The following is a 20,950-nucleotide window of genomic DNA, read 5'->3' as shown; positions in this document are numbered from 1 at the left end:
CGGCTGGGGCTAAACGCTTGCCCCGGCCCCGCCCGCGCCTTACCCGCGCGGGATGGACCGCATCCACATCCTCGCCACCGGCACCAGCCGGGGCATCGGCGCGGCGATCGCCGCCCGGTTCGACCGCCCGGAGGTCCGCTTCGTCGGCCACTCCAGCCGCCCCGGCGACGATAGCCGCATCCCGGCCGATCTCGACGAACCGGGCGCGGCCGCCGCGCTCTGGGCCGAGGCGCTGGACCGGCTCGACGGGCGCATCGATGTGCTGGTGAACAATGCCGGCATCTTCGAGGCCGCGCCCATCGACCTGCCCGACGCCGACTGGCTCGCCGCGTGGGAGCGGACGATGCGGATCAACCTCACTGCATCCGCCGAACTCTGCCGGCTGGCCGTCCAGCATTTCGCGGGGCACCCCGGAGGCGGCCGCATCGTCAACGTCGCGAGCCGCGCCGCCTATCGCGGCGACTCGCCCGCGCACTGGCATTATGCGGCGTCCAAGGCGGGCATGGTGGCGATGACCAAGAGCATCGCTCGCGGCTATGCGAAGGATAACGTCCTCGCCTTCGCCGTCTGCCCCGGCTTCACGATGACCGGCATGGCCGAGGATTATCTGGAGAGCCGCGGCGGCGACAAGCTGCTCGCCGACATTCCCTTGGGTCGCGTCGCGCAACCCGACGAAGTGGCCGAAACCGTGCGCTGGCTCGCGCTGGATGCTCCCGCGTCCGCGACCGGCGCCGTCATCGATATCAATGGTGCAAGCTATGTCCGCTGAAAGCTGGAAGATCACCCTCCCCTGCACGCGCCTCGAAGCCGAGGCGCTGGCGAACTCCACCGATCCGTTCCCGACGCTGGACGAGCCGCCGGTGTTGAACACGCTGGAGCCCGACGAGACAAAGCCCGAGGAATGGCTGCTCGAAGCCTATACCGAGGGCAAGCCGGCGGCCGACATCATAGCCGCCGTGCAGGCGCTCGTGCCCTCCGCGAAGAAGGCCAAGCCCAAGGTCGAGAAGGTCGAGGAGCAGGACTGGGTGACGCTCTCGCAGGCCGGTCTGGAGCCGATCCGCGCGGGGCGCTTCTACGTCCACACCTCGGCGCATTCGGATGACGTGCCGGCCGACGCCACCGTGTTCCAGATCGAGGCGGGGCGCGCCTTCGGCACCGGGCATCATTACACGACCACCGGCTGCCTCCAGATGCTCGACCGGCTGAAGCGGCAGGGCGCGCGCTATCGCATGATCGCGGACGTCGGCACGGGCACCGGCCTGCTCGCCTTCGCCGCCATGTCGCTCTGGCCGCGCGCGCACGCCATCGCCACGGACATCGATCCCGTCTCGATCGAGGTGACGGCCGAGAATGCCGCGCTCAACCGGGTGAACGAGCACCGCCTCGCGCTCGCGGTTGCGGAGGGCGTGGACCATCCGCTCTATGACGAGCTGGCGCCGTTCGATCTCGTCGTCGCCAACATCCTCGCCCAGCCGCTGATCGAGCTGGCGCCAGGCATCGCGGCGACGCTGATGCCGGGCGGCACGCTGATCCTCGCGGGCCTGCTCACCACACAGGCCGAGGCGGTGGCGTCCGCCTATCGTGCGCAGGGGATGCGGATGGGCGACACCATCATCAACGGCGACTGGTCCATCCTGATGATGCGCAAGCGCCGCCGAATGCGCTGACCGTCTTCATCCTCCCCACCCGTGGGGAGGATATTTCCGCCTCTCGACACGCGCCGTCCGCCGCGCCATGTGAGGCCTCGATGAGCAAGCGCATCCTCCTGATCGTCGGCGGCGGCATCGCGGCCTACAAGGCCTGCGAGCTGATCCGTCTGCTGAAGAAACGCGGCCACACGGTGCGCTGCGTGCTCACCCCGGCCGGCGCCGAGTTCATTACACCCATGACGCTGGCGGCGCTCTCCGAGCAACCCGTCCACACCTCGCTCTTCGACCTCAAGGACGAGGCCGAGATGGGCCATATCGAGCTTTCCCGCGAGGCCGATCTGGTCGTCGTCTGCCCCGGCACCGCGAACCTGATCGCGCGCATGGCGAACGGCATCTGCGACGATCTCGCCACCACGCTGCTGCTCGCGACCGACAAGCCGATCCTCGTCGCGCCCGCCATGAACGTGCGGATGTGGCAGCACCCTGCGACGCAGCGCAACATCGCCCGGCTCCGCGCCGACGACACGGTGGTGATGGAGCCCGACGAGGGCATCATGGCCTGCGGCGAGTTCGGCCCCGGCCGCCTGCCCGAGCCGGCGGTGATCGTGGAGGCCATCGAACGCGAGCTCGGCCGACCGATCCCGGTACGCCTGCTCGGCATCGTAGCCCCGCCTCCGGGCAGCCTCGCGCCCTCCGGGCCGCTCGCGGGAAAGCGCATCCTCGTCACCGCCGGCCCGACGCACGAGCCGATCGATCCGGTCCGCTACATCGCCAATCGCTCGTCGGGGAAGCAGGGCTTCGCCATCGCCGGAGCCCTTGCCCGCCTCGGCGCGGAGGTGATGCTGGTGGCCGGCCCGATGACGCTCGCGACGCCCCCCGGCGTGACGCGCATCGACATCGAAACCGCGCGCGAGATGGCCGCCGCCGTCGAGAGCGCCCTCCCCGCCGACGCCGCCGTGATGGTCGCGGCCGTGGCGGACTGGCATGTCGACGCCGCCGCCACCAAGATCAAGAAGCGCGCCGACGGCACTCCGCCTGCCCTCGCGCTCGTCCAGAACCCGGACATCCTCGCCACCGTCGCGCACTCGGCCCGGCGCCCGCGCCTCGTGGTCGGCTTCGCGGCCGAGACCAACGACGTGATCGCGCACGCCCAAGCCAAGCTCGCGTCGAAGGGCTGCGACTGGATCGTCGCCAACGACGTGTCCGGCGACGTCATGGGTGGTGACCGCAACAGCATCCACCTCGTCACTACCACCGGCGTCGAGGACTGGCCCGAACTTCTCAAGGATCAGGTGGCCGAGCGGCTTGCCCAGCGCATCGCCCAGGCCCTCACGGAGCAAGCATGATCGAAATCGCATTGAAGCGCTTGCCGCACGGCGAAGGGCTGCCCGCGCCCGCCTACGCCACCACGGGTGCCGCCGGGCTCGACATCGTGTCCGCCGAGGACATCCTGCTCGGGCCGGGGGACCGCCATGCGGTCGCGACCGGCTTCGCGGTGGCGATCCCGGCCGGCTACGAGATCCAGGTCCGCCCGCGCTCGGGCCTTGCGCTCAAATATGGCGTGACCTGCCTCAACACGCCCGGCACGATCGACGCGGACTATCGCGGCGAGGTGAAGGTGATCCTCGCCAATCTCGGCCGCGAGCCCTTCGAGGTGAAGCGCGGCGAGCGCATCGCGCAGCTCGTCCCCGCCGAGGTGACCGTCGCGCGTTTCCTCGAGGTCGAGACGCTCGACGAGACCGTGCGCGGCGTCGGCGGCTTCGGCTCCACCGGCCGTCATTCGCTGCCGTGATCTTGAAGGACGAACAGCTAGACCGCTACGCGCGGCACATCATCCTCAAGGAGATCGGCGGCGGCGGTCAGACGCGGTTGCTGAAGGCCCATGCCCTCATCGTCGGCGCAGGCGGGATCGGATCGCCCGTGATCCAGTATCTCGCCGCCGCTGGCGTGGGGAGGCTGACGGTGGTGGACGACGACCGGGTGTCGCTCTCCAACCTCCAGCGCCAGACCCTGTTCGGCACGCGCGACGTCGGCCATTCGAAGGTGGTGGTCGCCGCCAACGCGGTGCAGCGGATGAACCCGGACGTCACCCTCGTCCCCGTCGGCCGGCGGATCGATGCGGCGAGCATCCGTCCGCTGCTGGAAGGCGTCGACGTGGTGATCGACGGCACCGACAATTTCGCCACCCGCCTCGCGGTGGCGGACGCGGCGCTGGAGGCCCGCGTGCCGCTGGTATCGGCCGCCGTCGGCCAGTTCGAGGGGCAGCTCGCCGTCTATCGCGGCTGGGAGCCGGGCAAGCCCTGTTATCGCTGCCTTGTCGGTGACGATCCCGATCGGCCGGACATCTCCTGCGCCGACCAGGGCGTGCTCGGCGCGCTCACCGGCGTGCTGGGCAGCCTCGCCGCGATCGAGGCCGTGCGGCAGATCGTCCCCTTCGGGGAGGACAGCGCGGGGCAGCTTCTGCTGGTCGATGCGCTCGCCTTCCGGTTCCGCACGCTGGCGATGCCGAAAGATCCGGGGTGTTCGTGCGCGGGCTGACCGTCGTCGTCGCGGAGCCCGCCCCCGAACGCCTCCGCGCGGCGCTGACGCTGGCGATGGCGAATGCGGCGCTCGGCGGGCGGGCGCGGGTCTTCTGCCAGGGTCCGGCCGTGGCGCTGCTCACGCCGCCGGTCACCGCGCCGCACGACATCGACCATATCGCCGCCGGCCTGCCGACGCTGGCGGAAATGATCGAGGAGGGCTTCGGCCTCGGCGTCGAGCTGATCGCCTGCCAGAGCGGCCTTCATCTGACGTGCGTGGACGCCTCGATGCTGGACCCGCGCATCGGCTTCGGCGGACCGGTGAGCCTGCTCCAGACGCTCGACGAGGATCGATTGCTGATCGCCTGAGATCAGGCCGGGCAGTCGATCGGCATCCGTTCCGTCCAGCCCAGCCATTGGATGGCCGGCTCTCGTTCCATGAAGAACTGGCAGTCGAGCCGGCTGATCTGGCGGCGCATCTGCGAGCGGGCGAGCGCGCTCGGCACCACCAGCGCAAATTTGTCGATCGACGCCCTGCCGAGCAGCACGAAGGTCTGCATGTTGACCATGCGAATCTCGGCGCCCTGCGGCACATAGTCGATCATGTTCCAGAGGATGGACATGGATCGGCCCGACATCTCGGCCGCCCAGCAGACGGCGCGGATCTTCTCGCGGAACTCCTCCGCCTCCGTCAGATTCCAGTAACCGCTACAGCGGATAAAGGCCCGGTCCGTCGCGCGATCGTAGCGGATAATGTTCACGGCAGCCCCGCCCCACTTTCCTCCGCCACAACAGGGGCCATGAAGGTAAACAGCGACTTACCCGCCGCGCCTCCACGCCCCTGTTTAGACCAAAGTGAGGCGTTCTTCTGTTACTCCCCGGTCGTAGCGGCGGCCTTCTTCGACGCGGCCTTCTTGGGTGCGGCCTTCTTGGCCGGCGCTTTCTTCGGCGCGGCCTTCTTCTTGCCCTTGGCCGGCGCCTTGGCGGCGCGCTCTGCGAGGAGCTGGACCGCCTCGTCCAGCGTCAGCTCCTTCGGTTCGCGGCCCTTGGGCAGCGTCGCGTTGGTGGTGCCGTCGGTGACATAGGGGCCGAAGCGCCCTTCCATCACCTTCACCTCCGCGCCACCGTCCGGATGCGCACCCAGCACCGCCAGCGGCTCGCGGCTGGCGCCCGTACGGCGACCGCCACCGGCCGCCGCTTCGGCGAGCTTCACCACGGCGGCGTTCATGCCCGTCTCGAACACGTCCGCCGTCGAGGTCAGCCGCGCATATTTGCCATCATGCGCCAGATAGGGGCCGTAGCGGCCAATCGACGCCGTCACCGGCTTACCCGACTCCGGATGATTGCCGACCGTGCGCGGGAGCGACAGCAGCTTTATCGCCATCTCCAGATCGAGCGCGGCGATGTCCTTGGGGATGGACGAGCGCTTCGCCTCCTTGCCCTCGCCAAGCTGGATATACGGACCGAAACGGCCCGAACGCTTGGTGATCGCCTCGCCGGTCGCGGGATCGGTGCCGAGTTCCTCCGGCCCGCTGTCCGCGCCCTCGTTGGCGCCGCCCGGCTGGGCGAAGCGGCGGGTGAACTTGCACTCCGGGTAATTGGAGCAGGCGATGAACGCGCCGAACCGGCCGCCGCGCAGCGCGAGCCTGCCCTCATGGCACGCCGGGCAGAGGCGCGGATCGCTGCCGTCGCCCTTGTCCGGGAAGAGATAGGGCGCGAGGAACTGGTCGAGCTCCGCCGTCACCTCGGACGGCTTCTGCTCCATCACTTCGGCGGTCTTGGGCTTGAAGTCCCGCCAGAAGGCTTCCAGCACCGCCTGCCACTGGGCACGGCCGCCGGAGATGTCGTCCAGCTCCTCCTCCAGCTCGGCGGTGAAGTCGAAGCTCACATATTTCTCGAAGAATCGCTCGAGGAACGCCGTCACCAGACGGCCGCTCTCCTCGGCGTGGAAGCGGTTCTTCTCGATCCGCACATATTCGCGATCCTTGATCGTCTGGAGAATCGACGCATAGGTGGACGGGCGGCCGATGCCCAATTCCTCCATCTTCTTGACGAGACTGGCCTCGGAGAAGCGGGGCGGCGGCTGGGTGAAGTGCTGCTCGGCGCGCACCCCCTTCACGGCCGGCGAGTCGCCGTCCTTGAGGCGCGGCAGGCGACGGCTCTCCTCGTCGCCCTCGTCGTCGCGACCTTCCTCGTAGAGCGCGAGATAACCGGGGAAGAGCACGACCTGACCCGTCGCGCGAAGCCCGAGCTGGCCAGTGCCGTCGGCGAAATCGACCGTGGTGCGCTCCAGACGCGCGGACGCCATCTGGCTCGCCAGCGCGCGCTTGAAGACCAGCTCGTAGAGGCGGGCATGATCGCCCGAGGCGGCGCGATCGCGCGAGAAGTCGGTCGGGCGGATCGCTTCGTGGGCTTCCTGCGCGTTCTTCGCCTTGGTCTGATACTGCCGCGGCTTGTCGGGGACGTAGCCGCCGTCATAGCGCTCCGCGATCGCCAGCCTCGCCGCCGAGATGGCGCTTTCGTCCATCTGCACGCCGTCGGTACGCATGTAGGTGATGAGGCCGTCCTCGTAGAGCCCCTGCGCGACCCGCATCGTGTGGCTGGCCGAGAAGCCGAGCTTGCGCGCCGCCTCCTGCTGGAGCGTCGAGGTGGTGAAGGGCGGCGGCGGATTGCGGGTGAGCGGCTTGGTCTCGACCGACACCACCGCGAGGCGCGCCGCCTCGACATCCTTCTTCGCGGCCTCGGCATCGCCCTGCTGGCCGATCGAGAGGCGTTCGACCTTCTCGCCCTTCCACTTCACCAGACGGGCGGCGAAGGGGACGGCATCCTGCTCCATGTCGGCCGTGACCGACCAATATTCCTGCGCGCGGAACGCCTCGATCTCACGCTCGCGATCCACCACGAGGCGCAGCGCCACCGACTGCACGCGCCCCGCCGACTTGGCGCCCGGAAGCTTGCGCCACAGCACCGGCGAGAGCGTGAAGCCCACCAGATAATCGAGCGCGCGGCGCGCCCGGTAGGCGTCGATCAGATCCTCGTCGAGATCGCGGGGCTCGGCCATCGCCTTCAGCACGGCGGGCTTGGTGATCGCGTTGAAGGTGACGCGCTTGGTGTCCTTGGGCAGCGCGCGGCGCTTCTTCAGCACCTCCTGCACATGCCACGAGATCGCCTCGCCCTCGCGATCAGGGTCGGTCGCGAGAATCAGCGCGTCGGCATCCTTGGCCTCGTCGGTGATGGCCTTGAGCTGCCGCGCCTTGTCGGCATAGGCCTCCCATTCCATCGCGAAGCCTTCGTCCGGGTTCACCGAGCCGTCCTTGGCCGGCAGATCGCGGACATGGCCGTAGGAGGCGAGCACCCGGTATCCCGAACCGAGATATTTCTCGATGGTCTTGGCCTTGGCGGGAGATTCGACGACGACGAGCTTCATGGCGTTCAGGCGCTTCCTTCACGTGTACGCGTACGAGGGTGGCGAGGCCGCGGCCGGTCCGTCAAGCGGTTCGGCCACGTCCAACCCGTCATTTCGCCCTAGTTGCGCCTTGTTACGCTTAGGATATGATCCGGCCGCGCTTCGGCGGGACCAGAACTGCACAACCATCGCCAGAGCGCCTGGAGGGAGGACAGATATGGTACCCCTGCCCAAGCGGCTTTTCGCGGAATTACTCGGAACATTCTGGCTGGTGCTGGGCGGCTGCGGCAGCGCGGTGTTCGCGGCGGCCTTCCCATCGCTCGGCATCGGATTCGCCGGCGTGGCGCTGGCCTTCGGGCTGACCGTGCTCACCATGGCCTATTCGATCGGCCATATCTCGGGCTGTCACCTCAATCCGGCGGTGACGATCGGGCTGTGGGCAGGCAAGCGCTTCCCGGCGTCCGACATCATCCCCTACATCATCGCGCAACTGATCGGCGCCACCCTCGCGGCGGCACTCATCTGGTGCATCGCCAGCGGCAAGCCGGGCTACGAACTCGCCCCTAACGGCCTCGCGGTGGACGGCTACGGCCCGCTCTCGCCGGGCGGCTATGCGCTCCACGCCGCCTTCGTGTGCGAGGTGGTGATGACCTTCGGCTTCCTGATCGTCATCCTCGGCTCCACCGACACGCGCGCGCCCTCGGGCTTCGCGCCGATCGCCATCGGGCTGTCGCTGACGCTGATCCACCTGATCTCGATCCCCGTCACCAACACCTCGGTCAACCCGGCGCGCAGCACCGGACCGGCGCTGCTCGTGGGCGGCGAGGCGCTGCATCAGCTCTGGCTGTTCTGGGTGGCCCCGATCCTCGGCGCGATCATCGCAGGCGTCGTCTATCGCTTCATGGCGGGCGACCAGCCCGTGCCGGACATCACCGGCGAGCCGATCTGACGAGCGGACGGGCCGGGCTCAGCCCTCGAGGCTGACCTGGCCCCCCGCATGGCGGGCGAGACGCCCCGCCAGCTCCAGCTCCAGCAGCACCGTCTGCACGATCGCGGGCGGCCGTTGTGACTGGCGGACGATCTCGTCGATGGGCACCGCCGTCGCGCCGAGCAGCTCCAGCACGGCCGCGCGGTCCGCATCGTCGGCATCCGCCATGACTCGCGGTGCGCCATAGCCGCCGCCCGCCGACGGATCGGCCAGCGCCACGCGCGGATCGATGGGACGCAGCGCCTCCAGCACATCGTCCGCGCTCTGCACCAGCGTCGCGCCATCGCGGATGAGCTGGTTGCAGCCCTGCGCACGCGGATCGAGCGGCGAGCCCGGCACCGCCAGCACCTCCCGCCCGAAATCGCCGGCATAGCGCGCGGTGATGAGCGAGCCGGACTTGGGCGCCGCCTCCACCACCAGCACTGCCTGCGCGAGGCCGGCGATGATGCGGTTGCGATAGGGGAAATGCCGCGCGCGAGGCTCGACGCCCGGCGGTTGCTCGGCAACGAGAACGCCGCGCGTCGCGATCTCTTCCTGCAACCCGGCATTCTCGGGCGGGTAGACGACATCGATGCCGCCCGCGATCACGCCGACCGTCCCCGCCTCCAGCGAGCCCTGATGCGCCGCCGTGTCGATCCCGCGCGCCAGCCCCGATGCGACGGTGACGCCCCGCGCGCCCAGCTCGGCGGCCAATCCGCGCGCGAAGCGGCAGGCGGCGGCGGACGCGTTGCGCGCGCCGACCATGCCCACCACCGGCCGATCAAGCAGCGCCCGATGCCCCCGCACGATCAGCGCGGGCGGGGCCGCGTTGGTCGCGGCCAGCATCGCCGGATAGCCGGGCAGGCCGAGGAACAGATAGCGCGCACCCGCCGCTTCGACCGCCGCCACCTCCTTCTCCACGGAGGCGCGAGACGGCACGGCCGGCGGCTTGCCCCCGCCCTTGCGCGCCATGTCGGGGATCGCCTCCAGCGCGGCCGCCGCCGTGCCGTAGCGCGCGAGGAGCTGGGCGTAGGTGACCGGCCCGACCGTCGGGGTCCGCATCAGGCGGAGGCGTGCGAAACGATCCTCGCGGACAGCGCGCGGGGCGGCTCCGGGGCCGGTCGACTCGTCGATCGCCCCGTGCATGGGATCAGCGGCTACCGCTTCCGCTGCCGAAGCGGGGCTCCGTCCCGTCGAGCAGCCGCTCGACATTGGCGCGGTGCTTCCACAGCACGATCAACGCCAGCAGCAGGAAGACGAGCGTCAGGTCCGATCGGTTGATGATCGCCGCCGTCACCGGCGTGGCGATCGCGGCGGTCATCCCGCCGACCGAACTGTGCCGCGTCACCGCGAACGCCGCCAGCCACACCAGCGCGAAGGCCAGTCCGCACGGCCAGCTCAACGCCAGCGCGATGCCGAGGAAGGTCGCCACGCCCTTGCCGCCCTTGAAGCGCAGCCAGACCGGATAGACATGGCCGAGGAACGCGAAGGCGCCCGCCAGGATCGCCGGGAGCGAAGGCGGCAGAGGATCGGGCCAGATATATCCGGCGATGATCACCGCCACCGCGCCCTTCGCCGCATCGAGCAGCAGCGTCGCCGCCGCCAGCCCCTTGTGGCCGGTGCGCAGCACGTTGGTGGCGCCGATATTGCCCGAGCCGATGGTGCGCGGGTCCTGCGCGCCGCCAGCCCGCGTGACGAGCAGGCCGAACGGGATCGAACCCAGCAGATAACCCAGCAATGCTGCGGCGCCCAGCACCAGCCAGTTCGTTGCCGTCAAAAGTCGATCCCCCGGTTGTCCGACCAATCATAGGGCTTGCGACCGCAAGCGCAACAATCTGGGTGTATTTCCGCGCCGAAACGAGGGCATCGCGCCCGGCTTCCCTCGCGGCCCAAACCGCTCTAGATCGCGAAAGGATGGACGCCCAACGCCCGCTCCTTGTGTTCGATTCCGGTGTGGGCGGATTGTCCGTCCTCGACGCCATCCGCCGGCGACTACCGACCGCCCCGATTGTCTATGTCGCGGATTCCGGCGGCTTTCCTTATGGCACCAAGAGCGAGGCGGAGATCGCGGCCCGCGTGCCCGCGCTGCTGGGCCGGCTGGTGGAGCGCTATCGCCCGAGGCTGGTGGTGATCGCCTGCAACACCGCGTCGACCATCGCGCTCGCCGCCGTGCGTGCTGCGCTCGACCTGCCGATCGTCGGCACCGTGCCCGCGATCAAGCCCGCCGCGCTCGCCAGCACGACTCGCGCGATCGGCGTGCTCGGCACCAACGCCACCGTCCGCCAGCCTTATGTCGACCGCCTCGCCGCCGAGTTCGCGGCCGACTGTGCCGTGGTCCGCCACGGCTCGGCGCGATTGGTCGAGCTGGCCGAGGCGGCGCTGCGTGGCAATCCGGGCGATGCCGAAGATTATCGCGAGGTCATGGCCGGCCTGTTCGACCAGCCGGGCGGCGAGGCGATCGACACGGTGGTGCTCGCCTGCACGCATTTCCCGCTGGTGGCGGGGCAGCTCGCCGCCGCCTCGCCCCGCCCGCTGGCCTTCGTGGACGGAGCGGAAGGCATCGCACGCCGCGTCGTCACGCTGACGCAGGGGCAGCCCTGGCCCGAACAGCCGTCGCAAGGGATTGCGGTCTTCACCTCCGATGCCGATGTTTCCGCGCTGGAGCCCACGCTCGCCGCACGGGGTCTCGGCCGGATCGAGAGGCTATGATCCTTCGACGAATCTGATCGCTTTGATCGATATTTCCACCGTCTCTCTGGTGGAATTATCGAGGCCGTGGCTGTAATGGCGAGCACATGGCCCGCTGGCCAGGAGACGACGGCTTTGGACTATCAGCGCGTATTCACCCAAGCGATCGACCGGCTTCATGCAGAGGGCCGCTACCGGGTCTTCATCGACATCCTGCGCAACAAGGGCATGTTCCCGAACGCGCGCTGCTTCGCGGGTCATAACGGCCCCAAGCCGATCACGGTGTGGTGCTCGAACGACTATCTCTCGATGGGCCAGCATCCCAAGGTGATCGCCGCGATGGAAGAGGCGCTGCACGACGTCGGCGCGGGCGCCGGCGGCACGCGCAACATCGGCGGCAACACGCATTACCATATCGATCTCGAAGCCGAGCTGGCCGATCTCCACGGCAAGGAAGGCGCGCTGCTCTTCACCTCGGGCTATGTCTCGAACGAGGCGACGCTGGCGACGCTGGCCAAGATCCTGCCCGGCTGCATCATCTATTCCGACGAGTTGAACCACGCTTCGATGATCGCGGGCATCCGCAATTCGGGCTGCGAGAAGCGCGTCTTCCGCCACAACGACCTCGCCCATCTCGAAGAGCTGCTGGCTGCCGACGATCCTGCCGTGCCCAAGCTGATCGCCTTCGAGAGTGTCTATTCGATGGACGGCGACGTCGCCCCGATCGCCGCGATCTGCGACCTCGCCGACAAGTATAATGCGCTGACCTATCTCGACGAGGTCCACGCGGTCGGCATGTACGGCGCGCATGGCGGCGGCATCTCCGAGCGCGACGGCGTGGCGCACCGCATCACCGTGATCGAGGGGACGCTGGCCAAGGCGTTCGGCGTGATGGGCGGCTATATCGCGGCCGATCGCGTGGTGATCGACGTGATCCGCTCCTATGCGCCGGGCTTCATCTTCACGACCTCGCTGGCCCCCGTGCTGGTGGCGGGCGTGCTGGCGAGCGTGCGGCATCTGAAATCCAGCTCCGCCGAGCGCGACGGCCAGCAGGCGGCGGCGGCGATGTTGAAGCGCCTGTTCGCGGAGTCCGGCCTGCCGGTGATGCCGTCGACGACGCACATCGTGCCGCTGCTCGTCGGCGATCCGGTGAAGACCAAGAAGATCAGCGACATCCTGCTCGCCGAGTACGGCGTCTACGTTCAGCCGATCAATTATCCGACGGTGCCGCGTGGGCTGGAGCGTCTGCGCTTCACGCCCGGCCCCAGCCACACCGAAGAGATGATGCAGGAGCTGACCCAGGCCCTCGTCGAGATCTGGGACAGGCTGGAGCTGGAGCTGCGCCAGGCGGCCTGAGCCGCTCAGCCGGCCGTCAGCCCCAGCCCGATCGTCAGCAGCCCGAGCAGCACCGACATCGGCACGCGCAGCCGCATCCACCAGGGTGGCACCAGCCTCTTCGCGCGCAGGTGGCGATCGACCAGCGGCGTCGCGAGGATGACGAGGCCGAGCAGGATCGCCGCCAGCATCGGCCGCCCGAGCGACAGCCCGATCAGCACCAGCGCCACGACCGTCGGCACCACCGCGATGCCGACCAGCGGCGGCAACTCCGCCCGCGTGACGCGCGCCACCGCGACGCCCCACCAGATGCCGCCGAGGAAGCTCAGGATCAGCGCGCTGTAGATCAGCCCGAGCGCCCCGATGGTGCCCGGCAGCGGCGATTCCGGCCGCGCGCCGGCCGCCAGCCTGACGAACAGCGCCATCACCGGTGGCAGCAGTCCCGCCGCCGACAGCAGCATCACCGGCAGCGGCACGCGGCGCGGCCGCTCCTTCTCCCCGTTCATCTCGTGATTCCCAACCCCACTCTCACGCGCGTCTGATGGCGGTTATAGTCCAGCAGGTCTTCCCCATATCCGGTGAAGCCCTGCACGACGAGATACAGCGGAGTCCCTCCCAGAACGTTACGGAGGGGATAGGAAATCGCGCCGTCCACCGCGCCCTTGCCATGGCTGAAGTTGAAGCGGCTGGTGGTGGAGAGCTTGAGCCCGTCCTCCCGCCCGATCGACAGCTCCAGCGCCTGATGCCCGCGATAGCGCGCAATGTCGGTGTTGTTGTCGAGCCCGAAGACGTAATGAAACAGCCGCGGCCCGACCGAGAGGGTGTAGCCGCCCAGCGGCAGCTCCGCCTGCGGCTGGACGTAGAGATATTGATAGCCGCGCGAGTCATCCCCGCCCTTGCCGTTCGATTCGTGCAGGAACCCGCCTCGCACGCCGAAGCGCACCCCGTTGGAGCGCGGCGCCCAGTTGTGGATCCAGATCAGCTCCGGCTGATAGCTGACATCGTGGAAGGGGACGCTGTCCGCCTCCAGGTCCCAGAATATCTTCTGGGTGTAGGCGAAGTGGAAGCCGTCGAGCCACGAGGTCTCGGGCTCGCCAGCCTGCCCGAAGAGCTGATATTTGAAGCTGAGTTGGACGCGCAGATCGCTGTCGGTGCCGCCGCCCATCGCGGCGTAGGTCGGCTCGTAGGCGGTGAGGTTGGCCAGCACGCTCCGTCCTGCCGACGAGGAAATCTGCGGCGTCGCGGGCTCGGACGCCGCGACGCGGGTGGGCGTGACGACAGGCGGCGCGGCGAGCGCGAAGGCATAGCCCTCCCGCCCCGCGCCCAGCGACAGCACCGCATCCCCGCCGACACCCGCCGGCCGGGCCGTGCCATAGTCCGCACCGATCCAGCCATGGGCGGGAATCTCGCTCGCGCCCTCGCGCCGGGTCAGCGTCACGGGGACGTCCTTCCCACCCGCGTGGAGCGTGGCGTCGATCCGGTCGGGCGCGCGGGCGGAGGCATCGGCGGCCGCGTTCATCAGCAGCACATGGGCGACCAGCGTATCGCCCTCCCCCTGCCGGACGCTCTCGATCGCCATCACCGGCGCGGGCGCCGCCCCGGCCCATGCGGCAGCGGGCCACAGCAGAAGCAGCGCAGCGACGATCCTCATCCGGACTTCCCCCGAGGCTTCCCCAGTCCCCCGCCAACGCATCGGAGCGCCAAAAGAGGCACATTACCCCAGCCACAGACTCGGAAATGTCACACAGCGAGACGAGAGCGGTTCCTTGTGGGGCAATCCCGCACTAAGGAGGCGGCGTTCCGAATCACCCCAGAACGAGGAAGGGTCGCGTCATGGCGCTCCGTCTCGCCTTTGCATCCGATCACGCCGCCGTGGCCATGAAGGCCGCTCTGGTCGATCATGCGCGCTCGCTGGGCCACGACGTCATCGATCTCGGCCCCGACAGCGAGACCTCGGTCGATTATCCTGATTATGGCTACAAGCTCGCCGAGGCGCTCGCCTCGGGCGCAGCGGAGCGCGGCATCGCGATCTGCGGCTCCGGCATCGGCATCTCGATCGCCGTGAACCGCCATCCGGCCGCCCGCTGCGCGCTCGTCTCCGAGCCGCTCTCCGCCCGCCTCTGCCGCGAACATAACGACGCCAACGCCATCGCGATGGGCGCGCGCCTGATCGGCATCGAGCAGGCCAAAGCGTGCCTCGAAGCCTTCCTCCAGACGCCGTTCGGTGGCGACCGCCACCAGCGCCGCGTCGACAAACTCAGCCATCCCGCCTTCGAGAAGGAGCCCGCATGAGCACCCAGCCCGCCGTCACCGATATCCGCAAGGATGGCTTCTTCACCCAGAGCCTCGCCGATGCCGACCCCGCCGTGTTCGCCGGCGTCGCCCATGAGCTGGACCGTGAGCAGCACCAGATTGAGCTGATCGCGTCGGAAAACATCGTCTCCAAGGCCGTGCTCGAAGCACAGGGCTCGGTGTTCACCAACAAGTACGCCGAGGGCTATCCGGGCAAGCGCTACTATCAGGGCTGCGCTCCCTCCGACGAGGTCGAGACGCTCGCCATCGAGCGCGCCAAGAAGCTGTTCAATTGCGGCTTCGCCAACGTCCAGCCGCACTCGGGCGCGCAGGCGAATGGTGCTGTGATGCTCGCGCTCACCAAGCCGGGCGACACCATCCTCGGCCTCAGCCTCGACGCTGGTGGCCACCTCACCCACGGTGCACGCGCGGCGATGTCGGGCAAGTGGTTCAACGCCGTGCAATATGGCGTGCGCGCCGACGATCACCTGATCGACTTCGATCAGGTCGAGGCGCTCGCCAAGGAGCATAAGCCGACGCTCATCATCGCGGGCGGCTCGGCCTATCCGCGTCACATCGACTTCGCCCGCTTCCGCGCAATCGCGGACGAGGTGGGTGCGAAGCTGATGGTCGACATGGCGCACTTCGCCGGTCTCGTCGCCGGTGGCGCGCACCCGACGCCGTTCGGTCACGCCCATGTCGTCACCACCACCACGCACAAGACGCTGCGCGGTCCGCGTGGCGGCGCGATCTTCACCGACGACGAGGCGATCGCCAAGAAGATCAACTCGGCGGTGTTCCCCGGCCTTCAGGGCGGCCCGCTGATGCACGTCATCGCCGCCAAGGCGGTCGCGTTCGGCGAAGCGCTGACGCCCGAGTTCAAGGCCTATGCCCACGCCACGGTCGAGAACGCCAAGGCGCTCGCCAGCCGCCTCAAGGAGCGCGGCGCGGCGGTCGTCTCGGGCGGCACCGACACGCACCTCGCGCTGATCGACCTCACCCCGCTCGGCGTCACCGGCAAGGATGCCGATGAGGCGCTGGAGCGCTCGGCGATCACCTGCAACAAGAACGGCATCCCGTTCGATCCGCTCCCCCCGGTCAAGACCTCGGGCATCCGCGTCGGCTCGCCGGCGGGCACGACGCGCGGCTTCGGCATCGCCGAATTCCGCGACATCGCCGACATGATCGCCGACGTGCTCGACGGCCTGCGCCAGAAGGGCGAGCATGGCGATGCGGCGGTGGAGGCGGATGTCCGCACCCGCGTCCGCGCGCTGTGCGAGCGCTTCCCGATCTACACGGGGGCCTGACCCATTGCGCTGCCCGTTCTGCGGACATGAAGACAGCCAGGTGAAGGATAGCCGTCCCTCCGAGGACGGCACCTCCATCCGCCGCCGCCGCCAGTGTGAAGGCTGCGGCGGCCGCTTCACCACCTTCGAGCGCGTGCAGCTGCGCGAGGTGACGGTGGTGAAGACCGGCGGCAAGCGCGAGCCGTTCGAGCGCACCAAGCTCGAACGGTCGATCGAGATCGCCTGCCGCAAGCGCCCGATCGAGCCCGAGCGGATCGATCGGCTCGTCTCCGGCATCCAGCGCCAGCTCGAAACCTCGGGCGACAATGAAGTGGATTCCACGCGGATCGGCGCGCTGGTGATGGACGGGCTCAAGGGCCTCGATCCGGTCGCCTATATCCGCTTCGCCAGCGTCTACAAGGATTTCACCGAAGCCCGCGACTTCGAGGAATTCGCCGGCAATGTCAGTGAGATCGGCAAGAAGTGATATCTGAGTTGCAGCCCCCCGTCATCGTCCTCGTCCGGCCCCAGCTCGGCCAGAACATCGGCAAGGCCGCGCGCGCGATGCTCAATTTCGGGCTGACCGAGATGCGCCTCGTCTCCCCGCGCGACGGCTGGCCCAACCCGGAGGCCGGCCCCGCCGCCTCGGGCGCGGATAGCGTGCTGGAGCAGGCCAAGGTCTTCGAGAGCGTCGCCGATGCGGTGGCGGATTGCGCGAACGTCTACGCCACCACCGTGCGCAAGCGCGGGGTCACCAAGCCGGTGGTGACGCCGGCCGAGGCGGCGTCCGAGATGCACGCCGCTCAAGGCCGCACCGCGATCCTGTTCGGCCCGGAGCGCTCGGGGCTGGAGACAGATGACGTCGCCATCGCGCGCTCGATCCTGACGGTGCCGATCAATCCCGAGTTCGGCTCGCTCAACCTCGCGCAGGCGGTGATCCTCGTGGCCTATGAATGGTCCAGGGGGCAGGCGCTTGCCCAGCCGCCGGCGGTGGACCTCGATCCGCCCGCCCCGCAGTTCGAGCTGGACGGCATGATCGACCAGCTCGAGGGGATGCTGGACGGTGCGGGCTATTTCTTCCCGCCGGACCGCGTGCCCGCGACCAAGCGGACGCTGCGCACCATGCTCACCAAGCCCGGCTGGAACAGCCAGGAGGTGCGCACGCTGCGCGGCATTCTGACCGCGCTCGCCAATCCGAGGCCGCGGGCCTAGGCCCGCGCCTCGTCGAAGCGATCCAGCTCATAGGCGATCGAGGCCTCGACCAGCACTTCCCAAAGCTGGGCCGCGATCTCGGGCGGCCAGCCATGGTCACGCGCATGCGCGGCCGCGTTGGCGATCACCTGGGCCTTGCGGGGCTCGTCACGCACATGGCCGCGCTCGGGCTTGATGCGGGCCGCGGCGCGCATATAGCCGAAGCGGGTGGCCAGAAGCTCGACAAGCGCGCGATCCGTGGCGTCGACGCCGAGGCGCACTTCCTTCATCGTCTGGCATTGATCGGGAGGCAGGATGGATGTCATCCCTCCCCCATAAGAGAATGAAGGATTGGCGCAAGCCGGGCCGAGGGCCTGTCCCCACCCGGAATCGGGTTCCGGCTTGACCCGAGGCACGTCTTCTGCCACAGGCGCGCCTCGCAATTGACCCCGCACGTCCGGTGAAGCGGGAGTCCTGCCGTTCCAAGAGCCTTCATCGACTCTCGGTCGCGACAGCGCGGGTCCGGACATTTTGTTGAACGCAATTGATTAAGGACGACACATGTCGAAGCGCACCAGCGCCAAGTACAAGCTCGATCGCCGCATGGGCGAGAACATCTGGGGCCGCCCGAAGTCCCCGGTGAACAAGCGCGAGTACGGCCCCGGCCAGCACGGCCAGCGCCGCAAGGGCAAGGTTTCGGACTTCGGCATCCAGCTGAAGGCGAAGCAGAAGCTCAAGGGCTATTACGGCGACGTCACCGAGAAGCAGTTCAAGAAGGCCTACACCGAGGCGTCGCGCATGAAGGGCGACACCGGTCAGAACCTGATCGGCCTGCTCGAGCGCCGTCTGGACGCCGTCGTCTACCGCGCCAAGTTCGCCCCGACGATCTTCGCCTCGCGCCAGCTCGTCAGCCACGGCCACATCCGCGTCAACGGCGTGAAGTGCAACATCGCGTCGCGCCTCGTGAAGGTCGGCGACGTGATCGAGCTGGGCTCGAAGGCCGCCGAGATGGCGCTCGTGATCGAGGCGCAGGGCCTGTCGGAGCGTGAGGTTCCCGATTACCTCGCTCAGGACGGCACCACCAAGGTTTCGTACCAGCGCGTGCCCACCCTCGACGAGGTGCCCTATCCGGTGAAGATGGAGCCGAACCTGGTCGTCGAGTTCTACTCGCGCTGATCCGGCGGCTTCTGCGACAAGATCAGGGGCGGTTCCCTCGCGGGAGCCGCCCCTTTCTTTTTGCCCTGTTACCCTTCCATGGCCGACTCGATTGCCGGGGCGTGGCCGCCCTGTAAAAGAACCGGCAATCCTCCCCTTCTCCCAAGGAACGCCCATGACCTTCCGCCAGCCGCCCGAATGGGCCCCTCACGATGCCGTCTGGATCGGTTTCCCGAGCCATCCTGAGCTGTGGCTGGAGGATCTGGGCGCGGCGCGCGAGGAAGTCGTCGCCTTCGCCCGCGCGGTGTGGGCCGACGGCTTCGGCGAGAAGCCGATCCTCGTCGCCGCCGATGAGGATGCTGGCGCGGCGGCCCGCGTGATGGCGGGCGATTTCGCCAATGTGGTCGTCCGCCCGTTCGGCGACGTGTGGCTGCGCGACACCGGGCCGATCCTCGTCGCGGCGGACGGCGGCATCGCCGCGCGCGATTTCGGCTTCAACTATTGGGGCGGCAAATATGACCTCCCCGGCGACGAGGAGATCGGCGGCCTGCTCGCGGCCGACCGCAAGCTCGCCGTCACCGCCTGCGACTGGGTGCTGGAAGGCGGCGCGATCGATACGGACGGCACCGGCCTCGTCGTCACCACCGAGCAGTGCCTGCTTAACCCCAACCGCAACCCGGACATGACCCGCGCCGAGATCGAGGCCCGCCTTGCCGGCGACCTCGGCCTCACCCGCGTGCTGTGGCTGGGCGATGGCCTCGCCAACGATCACACCGACGGCCATGTCGACAATCTCGCCCGCTTCGTCGGGCCGAACCGTCTGGCGCTGCCGATCGCGGCCGGGGAGGACGACCCCAACGCCGCCGTCTTCGCCGACGCGAAGGCCCGCGCCGAGGCGATGGGCGTCGAGGTGGTGGCCATCCCCTCCCCCGGCCGCGTCACCAACGAGGAGGGCGATGTCGTGCCCGCCTCCTACATGAACTTCTACATCGGCAATGCCGCCGTGGTGGTGCCGGTCTATGGCGCGGCCAATGACGACGCGGCGGTGGCCGCGATCGGAGCGCTCTTCCCCGGCCGCACCGCCGTGGGGATCCGCGCCGACCATCTGCTGACCGGCGGCGGCAGCCTGCACTGCATCTCGCAGCAGATTCCGTCCGCGGGCTGATGCTGGCTTTCTGGGTCCGCGCGCTGCTTTCGGGCGTGATCGTGGCCGCCGTCTCGACGGTGGCGCGGCGCCTGCCCGCGGCCGGCGCGCTGATCGCCTCGCTGCCGCTCGTCTCGGTGCTGGGCATGATCTGGCTGTGGCACGACCGGCCGGACCCGGAGAACATGGCAACCCATGCGGAGGCGACCTTCTGGTACGTTCTCCCTTCGCTGCCAATGTTTCTGCTGATCCCGTCGCTGCTTCGGCGCGGCGTGGATTTCTGGCCCGCGCTCGCCATGGGTTGCGCGCTGACCATCGTCGCCTATCTCGCCACCGTCCTGATCGCCGCCCGCTTCGGCGTCCGCCTTTAGAAGAGACCCGCACATGACCACGATCACCGTCGCTGCCATGCAGCTCGCCTTTTCCAATGACGAACAGGCGAACATCGCCAACGTTTCCGAACTCGTCCGCGAGGCGGCGAGCAAGGGCGCGCAGGTGATCCTGCCGCCGGAGCTGTTCGAGGGCCCCTATTTCTGCCGCGTCGAGGACGAGGGCTATTTCGTCCACGCCCGCCCGACGCACTCGCACCCGGCGGTGCTGGCGATGCAGAAGCTCGCCGCCGAGCTGAACGTCGCGATCCCGACCAGCTTCTTCGAGGCGGACGGCCCGCATCATTACAACTCGCTGGCGATGATCGGCCCCGACGGCGCCATCCAGGGCGTCTATCGCAAGAGCCATATCCCGGACGGCCCGGGCTATGAGGAGAAATTCTATTTCCGTCCCGGCAACACCGGCTTCAAGGTGTGGCCGAACGTCGCGCCCGCGACGGTCGGCGTCGGCGTCTGCTGGGATCAGTGGTATCCCGAGACCGCGCGCGCGATGATGCTAATGGGCGCGGAGGTGCTCTTCTACCCGACCGCAATCGGCTCCGAGCCGCACGACCCCGATCTCGACACCACCCGTTTGTGGCGCCGGGCGATGATCGGCCATGCCGTGTCGAACGTCGTGCCGGTGGTGGCGTCGAACCGGATCGGCAACGAGGAAGGCCAGATCTTCTACGGCAACAGCTTCATCTGCAACGAGCGCGGCGACATGCTCGCCGAGTTCGGCAAGGACGAGACCGGCGTTCTGGTCGCGACGGTCGATCTCGCCCAGGTGAAGCGCCACCGCGCCGCCTTCGGCTTCTTCCGCGATCGACGCCCGGAGCTGTACGGCCGCCTCGTCCAGGATATCTGAGGACAGATCATCCTCCCCCGGCCTTCCGGGGGAGGGGGACCGCCGACAGGCGGTGGAGGGGCGCCTTCATGCGTCGCGCCCT

24 protein-coding genes are annotated in these 20,950 nt (G+C 68.8%); 17 read left to right on the top strand and 7 right to left on the bottom strand.

From position 1 onward, the window contains the following. Positions 1 to 52: 52 nt before the first annotated feature. From ST3T6A_RS0101480 to ST3T6A_RS0101455, 6 genes are all read left to right on the top strand, one after another. Positions 53 to 769, top strand: a complete 717-nt coding sequence (locus ST3T6A_RS0101480; protein ID WP_019831113.1) for an SDR family NAD(P)-dependent oxidoreductase — start codon at positions 53 to 55, stop codon at positions 767 to 769. Then, positions 759 to 1,667 (top strand): 50S ribosomal protein L11 methyltransferase, encoded by a 909-nt coding sequence (locus ST3T6A_RS0101475; protein ID WP_019831112.1) that lies wholly within the window; start codon positions 759 to 761, stop codon positions 1,665 to 1,667. Before ST3T6A_RS0101480 ends, ST3T6A_RS0101475 begins: the two co-directional genes overlap by 11 nt. A gap of 80 nt (positions 1,668 to 1,747) precedes the next feature. Continuing rightward, positions 1,748 to 2,995 carry a bifunctional phosphopantothenoylcysteine decarboxylase/phosphopantothenate--cysteine ligase CoaBC gene (gene coaBC / locus ST3T6A_RS0101470; protein WP_019831111.1) on the top strand — a complete coding sequence of 416 codons (1,248 nt, stop codon included), beginning with the start codon at positions 1,748 to 1,750 and terminating at the stop codon, positions 2,993 to 2,995. Further along, on the top strand, positions 2,992 to 3,441 hold the full coding sequence (gene dut, locus ST3T6A_RS0101465) for a dUTP diphosphatase (protein WP_019831110.1): 450 nt from the start codon (positions 2,992 to 2,994) through the stop codon (positions 3,439 to 3,441). Before coaBC ends, dut begins: the two co-directional genes overlap by 4 nt. Further along, positions 3,438 to 4,187 (top strand): HesA/MoeB/ThiF family protein, encoded by a 750-nt coding sequence (locus tag ST3T6A_RS0101460; RefSeq protein ID WP_019831109.1) that lies wholly within the window; start codon positions 3,438 to 3,440, stop codon positions 4,185 to 4,187. Before dut ends, ST3T6A_RS0101460 begins: the two co-directional genes overlap by 4 nt. Continuing rightward, positions 4,175 to 4,537 (top strand): peroxiredoxin, encoded by a 363-nt coding sequence (locus ST3T6A_RS0101455; RefSeq protein WP_026359334.1) that lies wholly within the window; start codon positions 4,175 to 4,177, stop codon positions 4,535 to 4,537. Before ST3T6A_RS0101460 ends, ST3T6A_RS0101455 begins: the two co-directional genes overlap by 13 nt. Before the next feature lie 2 nt (positions 4,538 to 4,539). Here ST3T6A_RS0101455 and ST3T6A_RS0101450 read toward each other — a convergent pair whose 3' ends face one another. Both ST3T6A_RS0101450 and topA read right to left on the bottom strand, forming a co-directional pair. Next, entirely contained in the window at positions 4,540 to 4,929 is a 390-nt protein-coding gene (locus ST3T6A_RS0101450) for a hypothetical protein (protein WP_019831107.1), read from the bottom strand. Between the two features lie 110 nt (positions 4,930 to 5,039). Next, entirely contained in the window at positions 5,040 to 7,595 is a 2,556-nt protein-coding gene (topA, locus tag ST3T6A_RS0101445; protein WP_019831106.1) for a type I DNA topoisomerase, read from the bottom strand. 196 nt (positions 7,596 to 7,791) lie between these two features. Between topA and aqpZ the strand changes: the two genes are divergently transcribed. Next, the gene (aqpZ, locus tag ST3T6A_RS0101440; RefSeq protein WP_019831105.1) at positions 7,792 to 8,523 is read left to right on the top strand and encodes an aquaporin Z; all 732 of its coding nucleotides are present in this window, start codon (positions 7,792 to 7,794) and stop codon (positions 8,521 to 8,523) included. 18 nt (positions 8,524 to 8,541) lie between these two features. Here aqpZ and dprA read toward each other — a convergent pair whose 3' ends face one another. Together dprA and plsY are read right to left on the bottom strand one after the other, a co-directional pair. Then, complete coding sequence (gene dprA, locus ST3T6A_RS0101435) at positions 8,542 to 9,687, bottom strand: DNA-processing protein DprA (RefSeq protein WP_019831104.1); 1,146 nt, start codon at positions 9,685 to 9,687, stop codon at positions 8,542 to 8,544. 4 nt (positions 9,688 to 9,691) lie between these two features. Next, positions 9,692 to 10,318 (bottom strand): glycerol-3-phosphate 1-O-acyltransferase PlsY, encoded by a 627-nt coding sequence (gene plsY, locus ST3T6A_RS0101430; RefSeq protein WP_019831103.1) that lies wholly within the window; start codon positions 10,316 to 10,318, stop codon positions 9,692 to 9,694. Positions 10,319 to 10,455: 137 nt separating this feature from the next. Between plsY and murI the strand changes: the two genes are divergently transcribed. Together murI and hemA are read left to right on the top strand one after the other, a co-directional pair. Then, entirely contained in the window at positions 10,456 to 11,250 is a 795-nt protein-coding gene (gene murI / locus ST3T6A_RS0101425) for a glutamate racemase (protein WP_026359332.1), read from the top strand. Between the two features lie 75 nt (positions 11,251 to 11,325). Then, positions 11,326 to 12,585, top strand: coding sequence for a 5-aminolevulinate synthase (gene hemA / locus ST3T6A_RS0101420; RefSeq protein ID WP_083937284.1), 1,260 nt, complete (start codon positions 11,326 to 11,328; stop codon positions 12,583 to 12,585). A gap of 5 nt (positions 12,586 to 12,590) precedes the next feature. On the opposite strand, the gene ST3T6A_RS0101415 is transcribed toward hemA, so the two are convergent. Next, positions 12,591 to 13,070: a DUF3429 domain-containing protein gene (locus ST3T6A_RS0101415; protein ID WP_019831100.1), complete on the bottom strand. Its 480-nt coding sequence runs from the start codon at positions 13,068 to 13,070 to the stop codon at positions 12,591 to 12,593. After that, positions 13,067 to 14,215 carry a phospholipase A gene (locus ST3T6A_RS0101410; protein ID WP_019831099.1) on the bottom strand — a complete coding sequence of 383 codons (1,149 nt, stop codon included), beginning with the start codon at positions 14,213 to 14,215 and terminating at the stop codon, positions 13,067 to 13,069. Before ST3T6A_RS0101410 ends, ST3T6A_RS0101415 begins: the two co-directional genes overlap by 4 nt. 182 nt (positions 14,216 to 14,397) lie before the next feature. On the opposite strand from ST3T6A_RS0101410, the gene rpiB reads away from it, so the two are divergent. From rpiB to ST3T6A_RS0101390, 4 genes are read left to right on the top strand one after another with little or no spacing between them, the layout of a single operon-like run. Then, complete coding sequence (rpiB, locus tag ST3T6A_RS0101405; RefSeq protein WP_019831098.1) at positions 14,398 to 14,856, top strand: ribose 5-phosphate isomerase B; 459 nt, start codon at positions 14,398 to 14,400, stop codon at positions 14,854 to 14,856. Further along, positions 14,853 to 16,163 carry a serine hydroxymethyltransferase gene (glyA, locus tag ST3T6A_RS0101400; RefSeq protein WP_019831097.1) on the top strand — a complete coding sequence of 437 codons (1,311 nt, stop codon included), beginning with the start codon at positions 14,853 to 14,855 and terminating at the stop codon, positions 16,161 to 16,163. Before rpiB ends, glyA begins: the two co-directional genes overlap by 4 nt. 4 nt (positions 16,164 to 16,167) lie before the next feature. Further along, positions 16,168 to 16,629: a transcriptional regulator NrdR gene (nrdR, locus tag ST3T6A_RS0101395; RefSeq protein WP_026359330.1), complete on the top strand. Its 462-nt coding sequence runs from the start codon at positions 16,168 to 16,170 to the stop codon at positions 16,627 to 16,629. 8 nt (positions 16,630 to 16,637) lie between these two features. Continuing rightward, positions 16,638 to 17,354, top strand: coding sequence for an RNA methyltransferase (locus ST3T6A_RS0101390; protein WP_019831095.1), 717 nt, complete (start codon positions 16,638 to 16,640; stop codon positions 17,352 to 17,354). On the opposite strand, the gene ST3T6A_RS0101385 is transcribed toward ST3T6A_RS0101390, so the two are convergent. After that, positions 17,351 to 17,659 (bottom strand): chorismate mutase, encoded by a 309-nt coding sequence (locus ST3T6A_RS0101385; RefSeq protein WP_026359328.1) that lies wholly within the window; start codon positions 17,657 to 17,659, stop codon positions 17,351 to 17,353. The genes ST3T6A_RS0101390 and ST3T6A_RS0101385 overlap by 4 nt on opposite strands. A gap of 235 nt (positions 17,660 to 17,894) precedes the next feature. On the opposite strand from ST3T6A_RS0101385, the gene rpsD reads away from it, so the two are divergent. The 4 genes from rpsD (at position 17,895) to aguB (ending at position 20,868) form a co-directional block, all read left to right on the top strand. Continuing rightward, complete coding sequence (gene rpsD / locus ST3T6A_RS0101380) at positions 17,895 to 18,509, top strand: 30S ribosomal protein S4 (protein ID WP_019831093.1); 615 nt, start codon at positions 17,895 to 17,897, stop codon at positions 18,507 to 18,509. A gap of 154 nt (positions 18,510 to 18,663) precedes the next feature. Continuing rightward, positions 18,664 to 19,653, top strand: coding sequence for an agmatine deiminase family protein (locus tag ST3T6A_RS0101375; protein ID WP_019831092.1), 990 nt, complete (start codon positions 18,664 to 18,666; stop codon positions 19,651 to 19,653). Next, positions 19,653 to 20,003 (top strand): DUF3147 family protein, encoded by a 351-nt coding sequence (locus ST3T6A_RS0101370; RefSeq protein ID WP_019831091.1) that lies wholly within the window; start codon positions 19,653 to 19,655, stop codon positions 20,001 to 20,003. Before ST3T6A_RS0101375 ends, ST3T6A_RS0101370 begins: the two co-directional genes overlap by 1 nt. Positions 20,004 to 20,016: 13 nt before the next feature. Next, the gene (aguB, locus tag ST3T6A_RS0101365) at positions 20,017 to 20,868 is read left to right on the top strand and encodes an N-carbamoylputrescine amidase (RefSeq protein WP_019831090.1); all 852 of its coding nucleotides are present in this window, start codon (positions 20,017 to 20,019) and stop codon (positions 20,866 to 20,868) included. Positions 20,869 to 20,950: the final 82 nt, after the last annotated feature.

The sequence above is a fragment of the Sphingomonas sp. PR090111-T3T-6A genome (assembly GCF_000383095.1).
Taxonomy (GTDB): domain Bacteria; phylum Pseudomonadota; class Alphaproteobacteria; order Sphingomonadales; family Sphingomonadaceae; genus Solisphingomonas.
The sequence above is the reverse complement of the archived record's forward strand: the minus strand, read 5'-3'. Positions and strand labels throughout refer to the sequence as shown.

Coding starts and splice junctions, on each gene's coding strand:
- glyA (WP_019831097.1), top strand. CDS start 14,853: ATGAGCACCCAGCCCGCCGTCACCGATATCCGCAAGGATGGCTTCTTC.
- rpsD (WP_019831093.1), top strand. CDS start 17,895: ATGTCGAAGCGCACCAGCGCCAAGTACAAGCTCGATCGCCGCATGGGC.
- dut (WP_019831110.1), top strand. CDS start 2,992: ATGATCGAAATCGCATTGAAGCGCTTGCCGCACGGCGAAGGGCTGCCC.
- aguB (WP_019831090.1), top strand. CDS start 20,017: ATGACCACGATCACCGTCGCTGCCATGCAGCTCGCCTTTTCCAATGAC.
- murI (WP_026359332.1), top strand. CDS start 10,456: ATGGACGCCCAACGCCCGCTCCTTGTGTTCGATTCCGGTGTGGGCGGA.
- hemA (WP_083937284.1), top strand. CDS start 11,326: ATGGCGAGCACATGGCCCGCTGGCCAGGAGACGACGGCTTTGGACTAT.
- ST3T6A_RS0101475 (WP_019831112.1), top strand. CDS start 759: ATGTCCGCTGAAAGCTGGAAGATCACCCTCCCCTGCACGCGCCTCGAA.
- rpiB (WP_019831098.1), top strand. CDS start 14,398: ATGGCGCTCCGTCTCGCCTTTGCATCCGATCACGCCGCCGTGGCCATG.
- ST3T6A_RS0101415 (WP_019831100.1), bottom strand. CDS start 13,070: ATGAACGGGGAGAAGGAGCGGCCGCGCCGCGTGCCGCTGCCGGTGATG.
- aqpZ (WP_019831105.1), top strand. CDS start 7,792: ATGGTACCCCTGCCCAAGCGGCTTTTCGCGGAATTACTCGGAACATTC.
- ST3T6A_RS0101385 (WP_026359328.1), bottom strand. CDS start 17,659: ATGACATCCATCCTGCCTCCCGATCAATGCCAGACGATGAAGGAAGTG.
- coaBC (WP_019831111.1), top strand. CDS start 1,748: ATGAGCAAGCGCATCCTCCTGATCGTCGGCGGCGGCATCGCGGCCTAC.
- dprA (WP_019831104.1), bottom strand. CDS start 9,687: ATGCACGGGGCGATCGACGAGTCGACCGGCCCCGGAGCCGCCCCGCGC.
- ST3T6A_RS0101410 (WP_019831099.1), bottom strand. CDS start 14,215: ATGAGGATCGTCGCTGCGCTGCTTCTGCTGTGGCCCGCTGCCGCATGG.
- topA (WP_019831106.1), bottom strand. CDS start 7,595: ATGAAGCTCGTCGTCGTCGAATCTCCCGCCAAGGCCAAGACCATCGAG.
- ST3T6A_RS0101370 (WP_019831091.1), top strand. CDS start 19,653: ATGCTGGCTTTCTGGGTCCGCGCGCTGCTTTCGGGCGTGATCGTGGCC.
- ST3T6A_RS0101480 (WP_019831113.1), top strand. CDS start 53: ATGGACCGCATCCACATCCTCGCCACCGGCACCAGCCGGGGCATCGGC.
- ST3T6A_RS0101375 (WP_019831092.1), top strand. CDS start 18,664: ATGACCTTCCGCCAGCCGCCCGAATGGGCCCCTCACGATGCCGTCTGG.